Origin of the sequence: Bacillus sp. 165 (assembly GCF_017742235.1) — a bacterium.
GTDB lineage: Bacteria > Bacillota > Bacilli > Bacillales > Bacillaceae_G > JAGHKQ01.
In genome coordinates this window covers 16,728-32,397 of sequence record NZ_JAGHKQ010000013.1, presented here as the reverse complement: position 1 = coordinate 32,397, position 15,670 = coordinate 16,728, and the positions used below count along the sequence as shown (strand labels likewise).

The following is a 15,670-nucleotide window of genomic DNA, read 5'->3' as shown; positions in this document are numbered from 1 at the left end:
ATATGCATGTCCTTACAACCTGAATTTTTAGGAAAAAAAGATAGAATCAGACCAGATGGAGTCTCTAAAGTGACTGGAGGCTTACAATATCTGACGGATCTTTCGTTTCCTAATATGCTTTATGGCAAAGTACTAAGAAGCCAGTATCCTCATGCCAATATAGTTTCCATTTGTACAGATCATGCTAAGAAGCTTCCTGGAGTACGAGCCGTGATTACCTATAAAGATATACCAGGTCTCAATGGATTTGGCATTATTATACCGAATCAACCGGTATTTTGTGTAGATAAAGTAAGGTTTATTGGCGATGCTGTGGCAGCAGTTGCAGCAGATACAGAGGAGATTGCTGAGCAAGCTTTGAGCTTAATAGAAGTAGTATATAAGCCTTTAGAAGTGATAGATTGTCCGCAGAAAGCACTTTCTCCTAATGCAGAGAAGCTTCATCTGGACGGAAATATTCTTCATCAATCTGAATATAAAAAGGGGGACATAGAGGAAGGCTTTAAAAAATGCTCTATTATTATAGAAGAAACCTATGAACTCCCTCGGCAAATGCATACTTATATGGAAACAGAAGGTGGCATCGTCTTACCGGAAGAAAATGGGCATATCACCGTTTATATGGGTACACAGCATGGGTATAAGGACCGGTTTCAATTATCACGTATTCTTGCTATGCCTGAAGAACATATTCGAGTTGTATCCAGTCCGATGGGAGGATCTTTTGGCGGTAAGGATGAATTGAACGTTCAGCCTTATGGAGCTTTATTAGCTCTAGCGACAGGGCGCCCTGTAAAAATTCATCAAAGCAGACGAGAATCGGTTCGGACCGGAATCAAGCGGCATCCTATGAAGGTCACGATGAAGACAGGGGTTGACGAATGCGGAAATATCCTTGCACATCAAGTCCGAATTGTTGCAGATACAGGTGCATATGCGACATTAGGTCCTGCCGTCTTGGATTGTACTGTAGAACAAGCAAGCGGTCCCTATCTTATTCCTAATGTTGATATCGAAGGCTTATCCGTTTATACAAATAACGGAGTTGCAGGAGAGTTTCGAGGATTTGGAGCAAATCAAATGGTATTTGCTCTGGAAGGACAAATTGAGAGATTAGCAGAGAGACTGCACATAGATGCTTTGGATTTACGCCGGAGGAATATAAGAAAAGCAGATAGTCTAGGGCCATTAGGGCAAAGAATTGCTCCTACTAATGGTGCATTAGAGATCCTCGAAGCCATCAGTTGTACTCCGCGTACAACAAAGACTAGGAAAGAATCTCTCACAAAATGGAAAGTGACCGGTTCAGGGACCGCTATTTCAATGCTCGGGGTAGGCCTCGGATTTGGAATATTGGATCCGGGAGGCGGTCGCCTTTCGTTAAGCAATGACGGGAAAATTGAAGCAGCATTTGGATTTGAGGAAATTGGGCAAGGGGTAGTATCCGTTATTGAAAATATATTGCTTGAGGAGTTTAAATGTAGTCCAGAAGACATTAGAATCCTTATTGGGGATACTGCACTTGTTCCTCCAGCGGGTTCATCCACAGCTTCTAGAGCAACGACTATGGTATGGAAAGCCATCAAAAAAATGAAGAGCCCGTTTCAACAAAAAATTATGGAAAAAGCAGTCAAGGTTACAGGAATTGCTGCTGATCAATTACAGTTTGGCACTGGAGGCATTTGGGACAAATCATCCAGTCTTTTATGCATTACTTATGCTGAACTGGCACAACACATATCAAATGAAAGTTCTAACACTGTTCATACAGATTTTCATTTTCCGACTACACCTGATGATGCGCGCGGACATTATCTATATACATTTGGTGCTGTATCTGTGCAAGTGGAAATAGATTGCTTAACAGGAAAGATACGAATTTCACAATTAAAACAAACTGTAGCAGCAGGACCTATCATCAGTCCAATGGGGTACCTTGGACAAATAGAAGGCGGAAGTGTTATGGCTCTAGGTTATACATTACTCGAGAACGCATTAATGGATAAAGGGGAGTACGTTACTGCCAATTTAGATTCTTATCTTATACCGACGATTTGTGATGCCTATTTTCCGATAGAAGTGCAGGCAATCGAAGAGCTATGTGAGGGAGATTCCCATGGTCCAAGAGGAGTAGGAGAGATAGGAACAATTGCTGTTGCTCCGGCAATAGCTGCAGCTATTCATGAAGCAACCGGTCATTGGATTCGCACATTACCGATATCGCCTGAGGAAATATTACAAGCTGTCACGTTAAAGGAGATGAAGGAATGGCTATGAAGAAAGAAGAGCATGCCGCATGTAAGAATATGCAGCTTTGTCTAAATGTTAACGATGAGAATGTACAGGTGCAAGTGCAGCCAGGGGCTCGGCTTGTCAATATTTTGCGTGAACATTTGAAGTTAACAGGGACAAAAATTTCCTGCGGTATTGGCCGCTGTGGAGCGTGTTCAGTTATAATGGATGGGAAATTGGTTAATTCTTGTTTGGTCATGGCGTATCAAGCACAAAATGCTTCCATTCTTACTATTGAAGGAATAGGAAAGGAAAGTCTTGCTCCTGCTCAAACTGCATTTTTAGAAGAAGGCGGCTTTCAATGCGGCTATTGTACCCCTGGTATGATTGTAGCTGTAAAAGCACTTATTGATAGAATTCCGAATCCAAGTGACGAGCAAATTCAGGAGGCACTTTCAGGGAATCTATGCCGTTGTACAGGTTATGGCGGGATTATACGGGCAGTAGGGCGTGCATGTTCGCAAAAGTAGCAGCATTCAAATGAGGAGAATAAAGAGGATGAATTCAATAGTTGCGGTTAATCCATATATTTTTAGATTTTAAGCAAGAGATAGGATATCTTACTGCTGTAGCAGAAAATCATAATAAGAAAATTTGATTTTAATGTGTATTTTTAGAAAAATATCATACTTATCTCGTTTATTCTATCCAATATTATGAGAAAATGTAGTAGAAAGATTGATTGCCCCTATCGTATTAAGGAGGGATTATATGCAGCAAAAAGATATTCTGTCTCCATCTTTGGAGGAACATGTGGAAACTATGGCAGATACAATTATTAAAGATGAAGAATTAGTACAAATGAACAAAGAAGCAGATTTATATGTTCAAAAATTAAATAGTGAGCACAATGCAGATCTCTCTAATGTATTGAATCAACTCGCGGCCTTAGGTGATAAAGAACAGCGCGAAGCAGGTGAAACGCTTAATGCATTAAAGAATCCTGTTGCAGCTATGATGAACGGTAAGCACGATGAGGTTCCGAAAACGCTGCTTGAGCTCCGTAAAGTTGTAGGACAATTGGATCCAAGTACTGTTAACGCATCTGGCTTCAAACGGGTTGTTTATAAAATGTTTCGTAAAAACCCTATGGAAACCTATCTTCATAAGTATCAATCTATTGATAAACAAATTGAAGCTATCATTAAATCTTTACTTATAGGAAGAGATAACCTGCAAGAGGACAGTGTGGGTTTAACTGTGCTAAAAGAGCAGTCTTTAAAGAAAATTGAAGCACTCGATAAACAAGTATACTTGGGCAGAAGGCTAGCTGACATGTTAGAGGTGGAACGGCAAAAGTCAGAGCGTCAAAAGGATGTACCGTTAATTAATGATGCACTGGAAAAAATTTTAGTACGTACACGCAATATGCAGCAAGCGAAAAGCATTTTACTGCAGTCCATCGCATCGGTTGATATTATTAAGAAAAATAATGAAAAGCTGGTAGAAGCGATTCGAAATGCAATTACAATGACCCAGAATGTGGTCACTGTTTCAGCCTCCATTCAACTGGCATTAAATAATCAACGCAAGAGCATCGATGCGGTTAATGCTACAAACGAAGCAATTGAAACGATGATTCTCAGTAATTCACGAGCATTGAAGCAAAACACAGAAGAGACGACACGTTTATTGGAAAATCCAGCTATTGGGATGGAGAAGCTGCGTGAATCGTTTCAAAATGTGTTCGCAGCTATTCAAGCGTCTGAAGAGTCAACAGAGCGCATCATTCAATCAAGCAAAACATTTGTAAAAGAATTAGATACCTTCAATGATGAAATGAAGAAAAAGCTAATTCAGTATAATGTGAAGTAAACGAAGTTTTCAGAGGTGACTATATGGATTTTTTGTCTTTAATATTGGTTGTACTTGGCTTTTTCTTGCTTTCAGGGCTTGCTGTTATGGTTGCCATGTTCTTCTTTGGGCGAAAGCTCTTCCTGTCTTGGAAAAAACCATATAGAAAAGCGATAGATTCCTTGGAGCGTTTGTCTCATAGTTCAGTTCCTTTTTTGAAGGAATTTACAAATCATTCTTTGTTTTACGAATGGCTTCGAAAGGAAAGGAAGCAGCATCAAGATGTTTTACCAGTGTTATTTTGTTTAAGTGAAGAAAGAACAAGAGAGCGTATATTTTTATTGCTGCCGAAGCAGGAACAACGTAAATTGCACGTTGCTCTGAAGCAAAAAAAGAGTATTACGAATGAGGACATAGAAAAAGTGACGGCAAGTGTCCAAAGTTATATGGAAGAAGAGTACAAGCATCCGACGAAGCAATTAGATTTTTCTTTTTATACTCTATACTTCTATGAGGATTATGCTGCGGCGTTAACGTATATCCAAAACTATACAAAATCCATTAATCCAGCGTTAAGGGAGACAATTGATAACATCGTAGTATCGGCACTGCATAGTATTCCGTATTACCGTGAGCGCCGAATGTATGAAGAGAAACATAAATTTGAAATGTTTCTGACTAAGGATTTACCAGATATGCTATCGTTAATCTCACAGCTGCCGCCATCGCAGCGTCACGAAAAAGAAGCTGAGCTAGGTGTGTTTTTAAAAGAATTTCAGCAAGAGGCCGAACAAGCGAAAAATAGTATGTATTCTTCAGTAGAGAATGCGCTTAATGTGAAATTACGTGCGACGAAAGAAAAGTTTTATAAAAATTAAAAGGAAAGCTTTCAGTTATACTGAGGGCTTTTTCATTTCCTCATACAAAAGTAGTATATCTATATCATCCTATTTGTGTAATCCCCCTCATTCTATCTTCTGATGCCGTAGAACTGTGCTCTTTCTATACTATTAGTAAGAACATTTCAGAAAGCGAGAGATTCTTATGAATGGAAAGGTTGTAATGATTACAGGAGCATCGAAGGGATTGGGAAGAGCGTTAACGTTATCGTTTGCTAAGAAAGGTGCAAAGCTTGCTATTTGTGCAAGGGGAGAAGAACAGCTACGAAACGTAGAGAAGGAAATAAAAAGTATCGGAGCTGAAGTAATTGCAGTATGTGCCGATGTATCGGATGTAAAAGATGTAAACCGTTTTGTTTCTCTTGCAGAGGGGGCATTCGGCCAAATAGATATTCTGATTAATAACGCTTCTATGTTTGGACCGGGACCAATGCTGCTGACAGATTATCCAGATCATGATTTTAATGAAGCTTACAATTACAGGAGACAATAAGCTTACTAATGTAGCACCGTATAACAGCTTTAATCCAAAGCGAGCTACTGTATTTTCTTGCTTTTCGCTTAGTCCTTTTACAGCTCCGGCAATAATTCCGATAGAAGAGAAGTTTGCGAATGATACTAGAAATACTGAAATAATTCCTAATGTACGCTCACTCATATCAGGAGCAAGCTTTGCTAAGTCCATCATGGCCACAAATTCATTTGTTACGAGTTTAGTAGCCATAATACCGCCGGCTGGAATAATTTCAGCAAACGGAACTCCCATAATAAATGCAAGCGGTGCAAAGATATATCCTAAAATTTCTTGGAATGTAATTCCGAATGCTAAATCCAAAATATTGTTTATAGCAGCTATTAAAGAAACAAATCCGATTAACATTGCACCAACGATAACGGCAACTTTGAATCCATCCAGAATGTATTCTCCAAGCATTTCAAAGAAGGCTTGCTTTTCATCTTCTTGAATTTCTAAAATATCTTCGTCATCTGTTACAGTATAAGGATTAATAATAGAAGAGATAATAAATCCGCCAAATAAATTTAGGACAAGGGCAGTCACTACATATTTAGGCTCAATCATTGTCATGTATGCCCTGACAATAGACATAGAAACAGTAGACATAGCTGAAGCACATAGTGTATACAGGCGATGAGCCGGCAATTTATCGAGTTGTTTCTTAACCGTGATAAATACTTCAGACTGTCCAACCATTGCAGAAGCGGCTGCATTATAGGACTCTAATTTACCCATTCCGTTAATTTTACTTAACAATAAGCCGATTCCTTTCATAATGAACGGCAGAATTTTAAAATGCTGTAAAATCCCGATTAATACGGATATAAACACGATAGGAAGCAGCACATTCAGGAAGAAAGGAAACTGTCCTTCGTTAGTTAGTCCTCCAAATACAAATATTACTCCTTCGTTTGCATATTCTAGTAATTTACTAAAAACATCTGCTATTGCTGTAATTAATATTAAACCAAACTGGGTATTCAATAATAAGTAAGATAACACAAGTTGGACAACAATCATGATACCAATTGGTTTATAATTAATTTTCTTTTTGTTATTGCTCTAATCGAAGAATTGCAGCCAACCCTACAATTTTAAGTATTTCATATATGCCTCCAATTATAATTGAATATACAACGGTAAGATGTATGACATCTGAATATAAGGATATATAATATACGATTTCATAAGTCAATGAAAAAATGATAACGATTTCAAAAGGTACAGTATGCTTTAAATGAACTAAGTTTTTCTGAAGCATACGAGCAGTAAGAAATTAACCAACAGAAGTATTATTTTGTTAAATTTTACAAAATGGAATGTTGCTATAAAACAGTATTATTGATATAGAAGACATTCTTCAGGATACTGGTATAATTAGAGAAAAAAGACTTTGGTTGTCGGTGTTGAATAATAGCCATTAAAAGGTGATGCTATGTTTACTCAAGTGAAAATTTCAGTAAGGTCATTGGTCGAGTATGTCTTTCGAAGCGGTAGCATTGAAGCCGGATTTCAAACAGGAAGCAGCCTGATAGAAGGAACAAGAGCGCATCAAAAAATACAAGCAACATATGGAGAGACGGATGAAAAGGAAGTATACGTAAAGGCAGAAATTCCATATGAACAGTTAATGGTTGTAATTGAGGGGCGTTGTGATGGGCTTCTTTCTTCAGAAGAAGGCATCACAGTGGAGGAAATCAAATCAACACGAACGGATTTGGACTTTATTACTGCAGAATCCTACCCGGTGCATTGGGCACAGGCAAAGTGTTATGCGTATATGTATGCCAAGGAGCATGATTTACGTGAAATGCATGTGCAATTGACATATGTACATGTGGAAACTGAGGAACAGAAGATATTTACACAAACTGTTTCGATAGAAGAGCTGGAATGTTTCGTTTTAGAAGTAGTTAAAGGATACGGTCCATACGCTTTAGCACGTCAGCGTCATGCAGAAAAAAGAAATATAAGTATAAAAGGTTTGCCATTCCCGTTTGATAGGTATCGAGAAGGGCAACGAAAGCTGGCGGGCGCTGTATATAAAACAATTTCAGAACAAAAAACCATATTTGCTAAAGCTCCTACTGGAATCGGAAAGACTATTTCGACTCTATTTCCTTCTGTAAAAGCAATCGGAGAAGGCATGCTTGAGCGGATCGTTTATTTGACTGCTAAAACGATTACAAGAACAACCGCAGAAGAGGCGTTTTCCCTTATGCAAGAAAAGGGATTATGTATGAATACGGTTACGATTACAGCGAAGGATAAAGTATGTTTTAAAGATGAGACGCGGTGTCAAAAGGAATATTGCGAATTTGCAAACGGGTATTATGACCGTATAAATGAAGCAGTTTTAGATGTTTTATCCACTGAAACAAATATTACCCGCCCACTGATTGAAGCGTACGCTCGTAAGCATACGGTGTGTCCGTTTGAATTTTCACTCGATCTTGCGTATGCAGCAGATGTGATTATTTGTGATTATAACTATATATTTGACCCACAAGTTGCTCTTAAGCGTTTTTTTGAAGAACAAAAAAAACAAACTGTTTTGTTGGTAGACGAAGCTCATAATTTAGTGGACCGTGCAAGGGAAATGTTTTCAGCAGATTTGCAAAAATCGAGTTTCCTTCAATTGAAACGAGAGTTCAAAGGTTATAATGAGAAGCTTTATAAAGCTGCTAATCTGATCAACAATTATTTTATTGCTGTAAGAAAAAAGTGCGGTGAGCAGAAGCTGTTGGTGATGAAAGATATGGAAGAGGAGCTTACAGAAATAGTAGAAATGTTTATGACAGAAGCAGAAAAAGAACTCATGGCAGGAAATACAAGCCAGCTGCTGTTAGATACTTATTTTTCTTCCCGAAGCTTTTTGAAAATCACTAATTTGTATGATGAACGCTATATGACCTATGTTGAGTGCGAAAAAAGTGACGTCCGTATAAAGCTGTTTTGTCTCGATCCTTCCCATCTTCTGCAGAAGACGGTGAAAGGCTATCGATCAAAGGTCTATTTTTCAGCTACCCTTATGCCTTTGCATTATTTTCAAAATATGCTTGGAGGTAAGGAAGAGGATTATACGCTTGCTATTCCTTCTCCATTTAGTAAGGAGCAGCTAGAGGTTTTTATTCAGCCATTATCGACAAGATATCATGATCGTGAACGGACGAAAGAACCGATAGCAGCCATGCTTTATGAGCTTATCAAAAAGAAGCCAGGGAATTACCTTGCGTTCTTTCCTTCATATCATTATTTGCACAATGTGTATGAAGTGTTTACAGAGAGGCACCCTGACATCCCAACCATTATTCAAAATATAGGAATGTCTGAGGAAGAACGAGAAAACTTTTTAGAATCCTTTCAAGCAGAAAGTAATGAATCTTTGATTGGCTTTGCGGTAATGGGCGGTATTTTTTCAGAGGGAGTAGATTTGAAAGGAGATCGTCTTAATGGAGTTATTGTGGTTGGTGTAGGATTGCCGCAGCTCTGTTTGGAGCGTAATATCATAAAAGATTATTTTAATGATATTGGAAGAAATGGTTATGATTATTCCTATGTTTTTCCAGGGATCAATAAAGTACTGCAAGCAGGAGGAAGGTTGATTCGTTCTGAGTACGATACAGGGACGATTGTCCTAATAGATGATCGTTTTCTGCAGCCAAAATATCAAATGCTTCTTCCAGATGAATGGAAGGGATTTACAGTTATTAAATAAACATAAGAGTGTTTTAGCAGGTAAATATCTCCTTTTAAAACACCCTTATGGCTCTATTTACAAATTAATGTTTCCCAATGGTTTATCTGCTGGACCTTCAATAACATCTCCCTGAATAGAAAATCTAGAGCCGTGGCAAGGACAATCCCATGTACGATCTCCCGCATTCCACTCTACCTCACAACCAAGATGAGTACAGGTGGTATCGACAATGTGCAGCGTTCCTTCTGAATCTTTGTAAGCCCCTGCTCTTTTTCCATTAACTCTTACAACAGCTCCTTCATCATTTGCTAAATCTTCTGGTTTTCTGAGGGCAAATTCCAATTTTCCTTCAATTAAATGTTTGGCTACATCAGCATTTTGACTGATAAAATGCTTTACACTCGGGTCAGTTTGAAATCTTGATGGAGTATACAGCTCGCTGTAAGGGTTGTCCCGTTTTAGTATGAGATCCTTTAATAATAAGGCTGCCGCAGTTCCATTTGTCATACCCCATTTTCGGTATCCTGTCGCTACAAAAATATTAGGATTATGATCGGTAATGCATCCAATATACGGTATTTTATCTAGCGTAATTAAGTCTTGGGCGGACCAGCGATAAGGAATTTCCTTTACACCAAAGGTTTCTTCAGCAAAGGTTTGCAGTGCTTCGTAATGTTTAATGGTACAGATTCCTTGCCCTGCTTTATGGCTTTCCCCGCCAACTAATACGAGATTTTCTCCATACATATTTACAGATCGAAGCGATCGTTTTGGATCATCTATGCTTAAATACATCCCGCCTGGATATGCTTTTTCTGTCTTAACTCCGAGCACATAAGACCGCTCAGCGTACATTCTCGTAAAATAAAATCCCTTTCCATCATAGAACGGGAAGTGAGAGCAGCAGATAAGATTATCACAGCTGATTCTATGTCCTCCGCTTGTCAGGACAATCGGCTTTCCACCCTTTTCTACATCAACGGCTGTAGTGTTTTCAAAAATCATTCCACCTCCGTTTGTAATTTCCTGTACAAGATAGGATAAGAATTGAAGAGGGTGGAACTGCGCCTGATTCTTCATGATAAGCGCTCCCTTTATATCAAAAGGAAGAGATAAATTTGTTGTAAGCTCACCCTTAATACCGAGCTTTTCATACGCCTTGCTTTCATTATTCAGCTTGTAGAGAGAGTGAGCGGAGCTTGTATATAAATAAGCATCTTCTTCTGTAAATCCGCATGAAATCTTATGCTCATGAACCATATTTCGTATGAACTGCAAAGCATCGTTGTTCGCTGCATAGTACAGTCTAGCTTTTTCTTCTCCTATATGGTGGATAAGCTCATCATAAATCAAATCATGCTGGGCGGTAATCTTTGCTGTTGTATGGCCGGTTGTTCCATTTAAAAGGTTATCAGCATCTATAAGAGCGACTTTCAGCCCTTCCTTTACAAGCAAGTACGCAGCAGTAATCCCTGATATACCGCCTCCTACTATTGCAACATCCACCATAAGGTTGTCGGTAAGCTTTGGAAAAGAGGGGACTTTCGCAGAACTCCTCCAATACGGCTCTGGAAATTGAGGCATATGTACATTTGAATCCTGATTCATGAATTTTCCTCCAATCAATCATTATATATGTTTAATTTTTCCAAAAAGGGAAGAATTCATGTAAATAAGCCTTGAGTAAAACCGCCTCTATAAAGAGAAAAACTATATTGGAGCTCCAATATAGTTTTTAGGAAGGTGTTTCTTCATGTATATCGGGATTATCGTGAGGTGGATGAGCACCAGGGTACTTACGATCGGTTTCTTCATGAGCATTTTTATCATTATAGTTAAAAGCGCTGTACGTTCTTTGATCTTCTTCCCAAGGAGTCGATTTTCCTAGCTCTCTATTAATGGGAGAACCGTATGGACCTTCTGGAAGATCCTCTGGAACGATATATCGGTGTCTGTTCTCGGCAGGTGAAACATCCGTATACTTTTCTTCTTCTTGTTTAGACAAATAAACCACCCTTTCAAGTATATTGTAGAATCAGGCTAATCTGTTTTAGTATGCTCAAAATATATACCGATCAACTAAAATAAAAGAACTTCCAACAGTTGCTGGAAGTTCTTTTATTTTTAAATATTATATTTTTTCAATCGATATTGCAGGTTTTGTCTGCTGATTCCAAGTACCTTCGCAGTCTGCGAGACATTTCTTTGATTTGCTTCGAACACCTGTTGAATATAATTTCTCTCCATATCTTCCATCGTTTCTTTTAAAGGTTTTGGGCTAAAATCTATAGGACTTACAGGATGGATAGAAGAAGCTGATTCTAGTAAATCCATGGTGGTTGAGTCCTTTTTAGCTAATCGATAAAACCGTGTAGGAAGATGTGCAGGTGTAATAATTTCTTTGTCTTCGATTAAATTCATTGCTCCTTCTACCATGTGCTCCAATTCTCTTACGTTTCCAGGCCAATCATGCTTATAAAGCAATTCCTTTACTTCCTCATCTATATCCTTTACTTGTAAGTCAAATTGAATATTGTATTTCGTGATAAATCGCTGCACGAGCGGCAGGATGTCTTCTTTTCGATCTCGTAAGGATGGGAGAAACAATGTGACAACACTTAGCCTGTAGTATAGGTCTTTTCGTAAGCGGTTCTCTGCGATAGCTTCCACTGGGTCTTCATTAATAGTCGCGATGATGCGCACGTCTACATCCTTTTCTTGTATATCTCCTACTCTTCGCATCTTTTTTTCTTGTATAACACGAAGGAGCTTTGCTTGAAGGGCAGGGCTTAGTGAGTTGATTTCATCAAGCAGCAATGTTCCTCCATTTGCTTCTTCAAATAGACCGGGGTTGTCCATTGCACCGGTAAAGGCGCCTTTTTTCGTGCCGAATAATAAGCTTTCCATAAGAGTTTCAGGAATTGCTGCACAGTTTTGAGAAATAAATGCTTTAGCTGCGCGGCTGCTTTCATTATGAATGCTTTGAGCAAACAGCTCTTTTCCTGTGCCGGTTTCTCCAACAATCAGTATAGAGGAGGAAGTTCTCGCTGCTCGCTTTGCTTCTTCAATAACGATATGGACAGCTTCGGAATTTCCCGTTATATCATGAAATGTAAACCTTGTATGTTGATTGCGAAGGACATTGGCTTTTATGCTTTGTCTTAGGCGCGTAATATCTTTAGCAATTTCAATGGCACCTTTAATTTTTCCATTATCAATAATGGGAAATGTATCGTTAATGGTGGTAATTTCTTTGCCTTTATTATTGAAGTAGGTTTGTTTTATATTTTTTCTTGTTTTTCCAAGCTTTAATGCTTCAATAAGGGTGCTGCTTTGATTTTTTTGGAAGGCAAACACTTCTAATGGGTTCTTGTAGAGCACATCTTTGCTGTCCATCGATTCAATTTCCATCATTTTTCGGTTGTAAATGATTGTTTTTCCTTCTTCATCTATAACATGGATGCCTACATCAATTTCATTTAGAAGAATGTGATACAGTTTGTTTATATCCAGTGGTGTATGAAAATCATTTTCTTCTTTATACATGCTTTTCCCCTTTGTTTTAATAGTGCAATGTCATGTATTATTGTAAACGTATTTACAGAGGAGTGCAAAAATACTTTGCTTTTTTGCAGTGCTATGGGGTATATGCGCAAAAATTTTTTGCATAACGTAGTGTATCCTATATTGTAAACGCTGTATTTATGAAAGAAAATAAATTGGCACGAAATTTGCATTAATACGGTTACAGGTGAATTTAATTTTATTTTTCGGAAAAAATAGATGTTTTGAATGCGTGAAAAAGGAGAGATAAATATGGGTACAACTACTCGTTCAGGAAATATCATTGAAACTACAAATAAATATGGTGCAAAGAACTATCATCCGCTTCCGGTTGTAATTTCAGAGGCAGAAGGAATTTGGGTATATAGTCCTGAGGGAGAGCGTTATTTAGATATGCTTAGTGCGTACTCTGCAGTGAACCAAGGGCACAGACATCCAAAAATTATCCAAGCATTAAAAGATCAAGCGGATAAAGTAACGTTGACATCTCGTGCGTTTTACAGCGACCAAATGGCTCCGTTCTATGAAAAAGTAGCAGAAGTAACAGGAAAAGAAATGGTACTTCCGATGAATACAGGTGCAGAAGCGGTAGAAACGGCAATCAAAGCTGCAAGACGCTGGGCTTACGATATAAAAGGAGTAGCTGACAATCAAGCGGAAATTATTGCTTGTGTCGGAAACTTCCATGGCAGAACGATGGCGGCAGTCTCTCTTTCTTCTGAAAAAGAATATCAACGCGGATTTGGTCCTTTTCTTCCAGGCGTTAAATTAATTCCATATGGAGATATTGAAGCGTTAAAGGCGGCTATTACACCGAATACAGCAGCATTTTTACTAGAACCGATTCAAGGAGAAGCGGGTATTGTTATTCCGCGTGACGGATTCTTGAAGGAAGCGTTTACAGTATGTAAAGAAAATAATGTATTGTTTATTTCAGATGAAATTCAAACAGGTTTAGGTCGTACAGGAAAAATGTTTGCATCTGATTGGGAAGAGGTTATTCCTGATATGTATATTTTAGGAAAAGCTCTTGGCGGCGGCGTGTTCCCGATTTCTTGCGTTGCAGCAAATGAAGATGTTTTAGGTGTATTCAATCCTGGATCACACGGTTCTACATTCGGAGGTAATCCGCTTGCATGTGCAGTTTCGATCGCTTCTCTTGAAGTGCTTCAAGAAGAAAAGCTTGTTGAACGCTCTTATGAACTTGGTAACTATTTTATGAACAAGTTAAAGGAAATCAAAAACCCTATTATAAAAGAAGTACGTGGTAAAGGTTTATTTGTGGGTGTGGAGCTTCATGGAGAGGCCCGTCCGTATTGTGAGCTGTTAAAAGAAGAAGGTTTATTATGTAAGGAAACACATGATACGGTAATTCGTTTTGCTCCTCCGCTTGTTATTACAAAAGATGAGTTAGATTGGGCGATTGAGAAAATTTATAAAGTATTTAATCATCAATAATTATTCTAGGATGAGGTGTAAACAATGGTAAAAATGGTTGCCGAGACTCAAGAGCAAGAAAATTTGGATTTATTCACTTCCACACAGTCTATTATTAAAGAAGCGGTTCGTATGCTAGGATATTCGGATGAAATGTATGATCTTTTGAAAGAACCGTTACGACTTTTAACAGTACGCATCCCAGTTCGCATGGATGACGGGTCTGTAAAAATTTTTACGGGCTATCGTTCTCAGCACAATGATGCAGTGGGTCCTACTAAAGGAGGCATTCGCTTTCATCCTGAGGTAGACGAAGAGGAAGTGAAGGCATTATCAATGTGGATGAGTTTGAAATGCGGCATCGTAGATCTTCCGTATGGAGGAGGAAAAGGCGGTATCATATGTGACCCTCGTACAATGTCATTCGGGGAGCTGGAGCGTTTAAGCCGCGGATATGTTCGTGCTGTGAGTCAAATTGTGGGGCCGACAAAGGATATTCCTGCTCCAGATGTGTACACAAATCCACAAATTATGGCGTGGATGATGGATGAATACAGCCGAATTCAAGAGTTTGATTCTCCAGGTTTTATTACAGGGAAGCCTTTAGTACTTGGAGGATCCGCAGGGCGTGAAACGGCAACAGCTCAAGGTGTAACCATTTGTATTGAAGAAGCCGCGAAGAAAAAAGGGATCGAGCTAAAAGGTGCTCGAGTTATTATTCAAGGATTTGGAAATGCAGGAAGCTATCTTGCGAAATTCATGAGTGATGCAGGAGCGAAAGTTATTGGAATTTCGGATGCTCAAGGTGCTTTGTATGATCCGAATGGACTTGATATCGACTATCTTCTTGAGAGACGCGATAGCTTTGGTACTGTTACAAACTTATTCACAAATACGATCACTAATAAGGAACTATTAGAAAAGGAATGTGATATTCTTGTTCCTGCAGCAATTTCTAATCAAATTACCCGTGAGAATGCTCATAACATTAAAGCGCAAATTGTAGTGGAGGCGGCAAATGGACCGACTACTTTAGAAGCGACAAAAATTTTAACAGAGCGCGGTGTGTTGCTTGTTCCTGACGTGTTGGCAAGTGCGGGAGGGGTAACAGTGTCTTATTTTGAATGGGTACAAAACAATCAAGGCTACTATTGGTCAGAAGAAGAAGTGGAGCAAAAGCTTCGTCAAAATATAATTCGTTCATTTGAATCGGTATTCTCAACATCTCAAATGCGTAAAGTAGACATGCGCTTAGCTGCCTATATGGTAGGAATTCGCAGAATGGCAGAGGCTTCTCGCTTCCGAGGCTGGGTATAAAAGCATAATCTTTTCTTCACTTGTAGTTCAAAACTGCGAGTTAAGTAGTATAGTTAGGACAAACTGCCGATAAAGATACAGTCAGTTTGTCCTAACTGTCAAGATGGGGAGGCCTCCCCATCTTGACAACAGTTTTACTTTATAAATGAA

Annotated in this window: 11 protein-coding genes and 1 pseudogene; 8 read left to right on the top strand and 4 right to left on the bottom strand. The window is 38.7% G+C overall.

Annotated elements, in window-relative coordinates; genetic code table 11:
• Positions 1–6 precede the first annotated feature (6 nt).
• From pucD to J7Q84_RS15295, 5 genes are all read left to right on the top strand, one after another.
• On the top strand, positions 7–2,277 hold the full coding sequence (gene pucD, locus J7Q84_RS15315) for a xanthine dehydrogenase subunit D (RefSeq protein WP_209095621.1): 2,271 nt from the start codon (positions 7–9) through the stop codon (positions 2,275–2,277).
• A complete protein-coding gene (locus tag J7Q84_RS15310; RefSeq protein ID WP_247739306.1) occupies positions 2,268–2,762 on the top strand; it encodes a (2Fe-2S)-binding protein in 495 nt (164 codons plus the stop codon). Before pucD ends, J7Q84_RS15310 begins: the two co-directional genes overlap by 10 nt.
• A 241-nt stretch (positions 2,763–3,003) precedes the next feature.
• Entirely contained in the window at positions 3,004–4,107 is a 1,104-nt protein-coding gene (locus J7Q84_RS15305) for a toxic anion resistance protein (RefSeq protein WP_209095619.1), read from the top strand.
• Positions 4,108–4,130: 23 nt separating this feature from the next.
• Complete coding sequence (locus tag J7Q84_RS15300; protein WP_209095617.1) at positions 4,131–4,964, top strand: DUF3974 domain-containing protein; 834 nt, start codon at positions 4,131–4,133, stop codon at positions 4,962–4,964.
• A 166-nt stretch (positions 4,965–5,130) separates the two neighbouring features.
• Complete coding sequence (locus J7Q84_RS15295; protein ID WP_209095615.1) at positions 5,131–5,478, top strand: SDR family NAD(P)-dependent oxidoreductase; 348 nt, start codon at positions 5,131–5,133, stop codon at positions 5,476–5,478.
• Here the strand turns inward: J7Q84_RS15295 and J7Q84_RS15290 are convergent.
• Positions 5,449–6,564: pseudogene (locus tag J7Q84_RS15290) on the bottom strand (NupC/NupG family nucleoside CNT transporter); the annotation flags it as partial. The gene J7Q84_RS15295 and the pseudogene J7Q84_RS15290 overlap by 30 nt on opposite strands.
• 373 nt (positions 6,565–6,937) lie before the next feature.
• Here J7Q84_RS15290 and J7Q84_RS15285 point away from each other — a divergent pair.
• Positions 6,938–9,220, top strand: coding sequence for an ATP-dependent DNA helicase (locus J7Q84_RS15285; RefSeq protein ID WP_209095613.1), 2,283 nt, complete (start codon positions 6,938–6,940; stop codon positions 9,218–9,220).
• Positions 9,221–9,277: 57 nt separating this feature from the next.
• On the opposite strand, the gene J7Q84_RS15280 is transcribed toward J7Q84_RS15285, so the two are convergent.
• The 3 genes from J7Q84_RS15280 to J7Q84_RS15270 all read right to left on the bottom strand — a co-directional run bounded on the left by J7Q84_RS15280 (position 9,278) and on the right by J7Q84_RS15270 (position 12,748).
• Positions 9,278–10,810, bottom strand: coding sequence for an FAD-dependent oxidoreductase (locus tag J7Q84_RS15280; protein WP_247739305.1), 1,533 nt, complete (start codon positions 10,808–10,810; stop codon positions 9,278–9,280).
• A 127-nt stretch (positions 10,811–10,937) separates the two neighbouring features.
• Positions 10,938–11,216 carry a hypothetical protein gene (locus J7Q84_RS15275; protein ID WP_481747560.1) on the bottom strand — a complete coding sequence of 93 codons (279 nt, stop codon included), beginning with the start codon at positions 11,214–11,216 and terminating at the stop codon, positions 10,938–10,940.
• 110 nt (positions 11,217–11,326) lie between these two features.
• A complete protein-coding gene (locus tag J7Q84_RS15270; protein WP_209095609.1) occupies positions 11,327–12,748 on the bottom strand; it encodes a sigma-54 interaction domain-containing protein in 1,422 nt (473 codons plus the stop codon).
• A gap of 270 nt (positions 12,749–13,018) precedes the next feature.
• Between J7Q84_RS15270 and J7Q84_RS15265 the strand changes: the two genes are divergently transcribed.
• The gene (locus J7Q84_RS15265; protein WP_209095607.1) at positions 13,019–14,224 is read left to right on the top strand and encodes an ornithine--oxo-acid transaminase; all 1,206 of its coding nucleotides are present in this window, start codon (positions 13,019–13,021) and stop codon (positions 14,222–14,224) included.
• A 24-nt stretch (positions 14,225–14,248) separates the two neighbouring features.
• Positions 14,249–15,520 carry a Glu/Leu/Phe/Val family dehydrogenase gene (locus J7Q84_RS15260; RefSeq protein ID WP_280635603.1) on the top strand — a complete coding sequence of 424 codons (1,272 nt, stop codon included), beginning with the start codon at positions 14,249–14,251 and terminating at the stop codon, positions 15,518–15,520.
• Positions 15,521–15,670: the final 150 nt, after the last annotated feature.

What these genes read in the sequence shown, in the direction of transcription:
- J7Q84_RS15295 (WP_209095615.1), top strand. Translation starts at nt 5,131, where the DNA reads ATGAATGGAAAGGTTGTAATGATTACAGGAGCATCGAAGGGATTGGGA.
- pucD (WP_209095621.1), top strand. Translation starts at nt 7, where the DNA reads ATGTCCTTACAACCTGAATTTTTAGGAAAAAAAGATAGAATCAGACCA.
- J7Q84_RS15280 (WP_247739305.1), bottom strand. Translation starts at nt 10,810, where the DNA reads ATGAATCAGGATTCAAATGTACATATGCCTCAATTTCCAGAGCCGTAT.
- J7Q84_RS15300 (WP_209095617.1), top strand. Translation starts at nt 4,131, where the DNA reads ATGGATTTTTTGTCTTTAATATTGGTTGTACTTGGCTTTTTCTTGCTT.
- J7Q84_RS15260 (WP_280635603.1), top strand. Translation starts at nt 14,249, where the DNA reads ATGGTAAAAATGGTTGCCGAGACTCAAGAGCAAGAAAATTTGGATTTA.
- J7Q84_RS15305 (WP_209095619.1), top strand. Translation starts at nt 3,004, where the DNA reads ATGCAGCAAAAAGATATTCTGTCTCCATCTTTGGAGGAACATGTGGAA.
- J7Q84_RS15285 (WP_209095613.1), top strand. Translation starts at nt 6,938, where the DNA reads ATGTTTACTCAAGTGAAAATTTCAGTAAGGTCATTGGTCGAGTATGTC.
- J7Q84_RS15265 (WP_209095607.1), top strand. Translation starts at nt 13,019, where the DNA reads ATGGGTACAACTACTCGTTCAGGAAATATCATTGAAACTACAAATAAA.
- J7Q84_RS15270 (WP_209095609.1), bottom strand. Translation starts at nt 12,748, where the DNA reads ATGTATAAAGAAGAAAATGATTTTCATACACCACTGGATATAAACAAA.
- J7Q84_RS15310 (WP_247739306.1), top strand. Translation starts at nt 2,268, where the DNA reads ATGGCTATGAAGAAAGAAGAGCATGCCGCATGTAAGAATATGCAGCTT.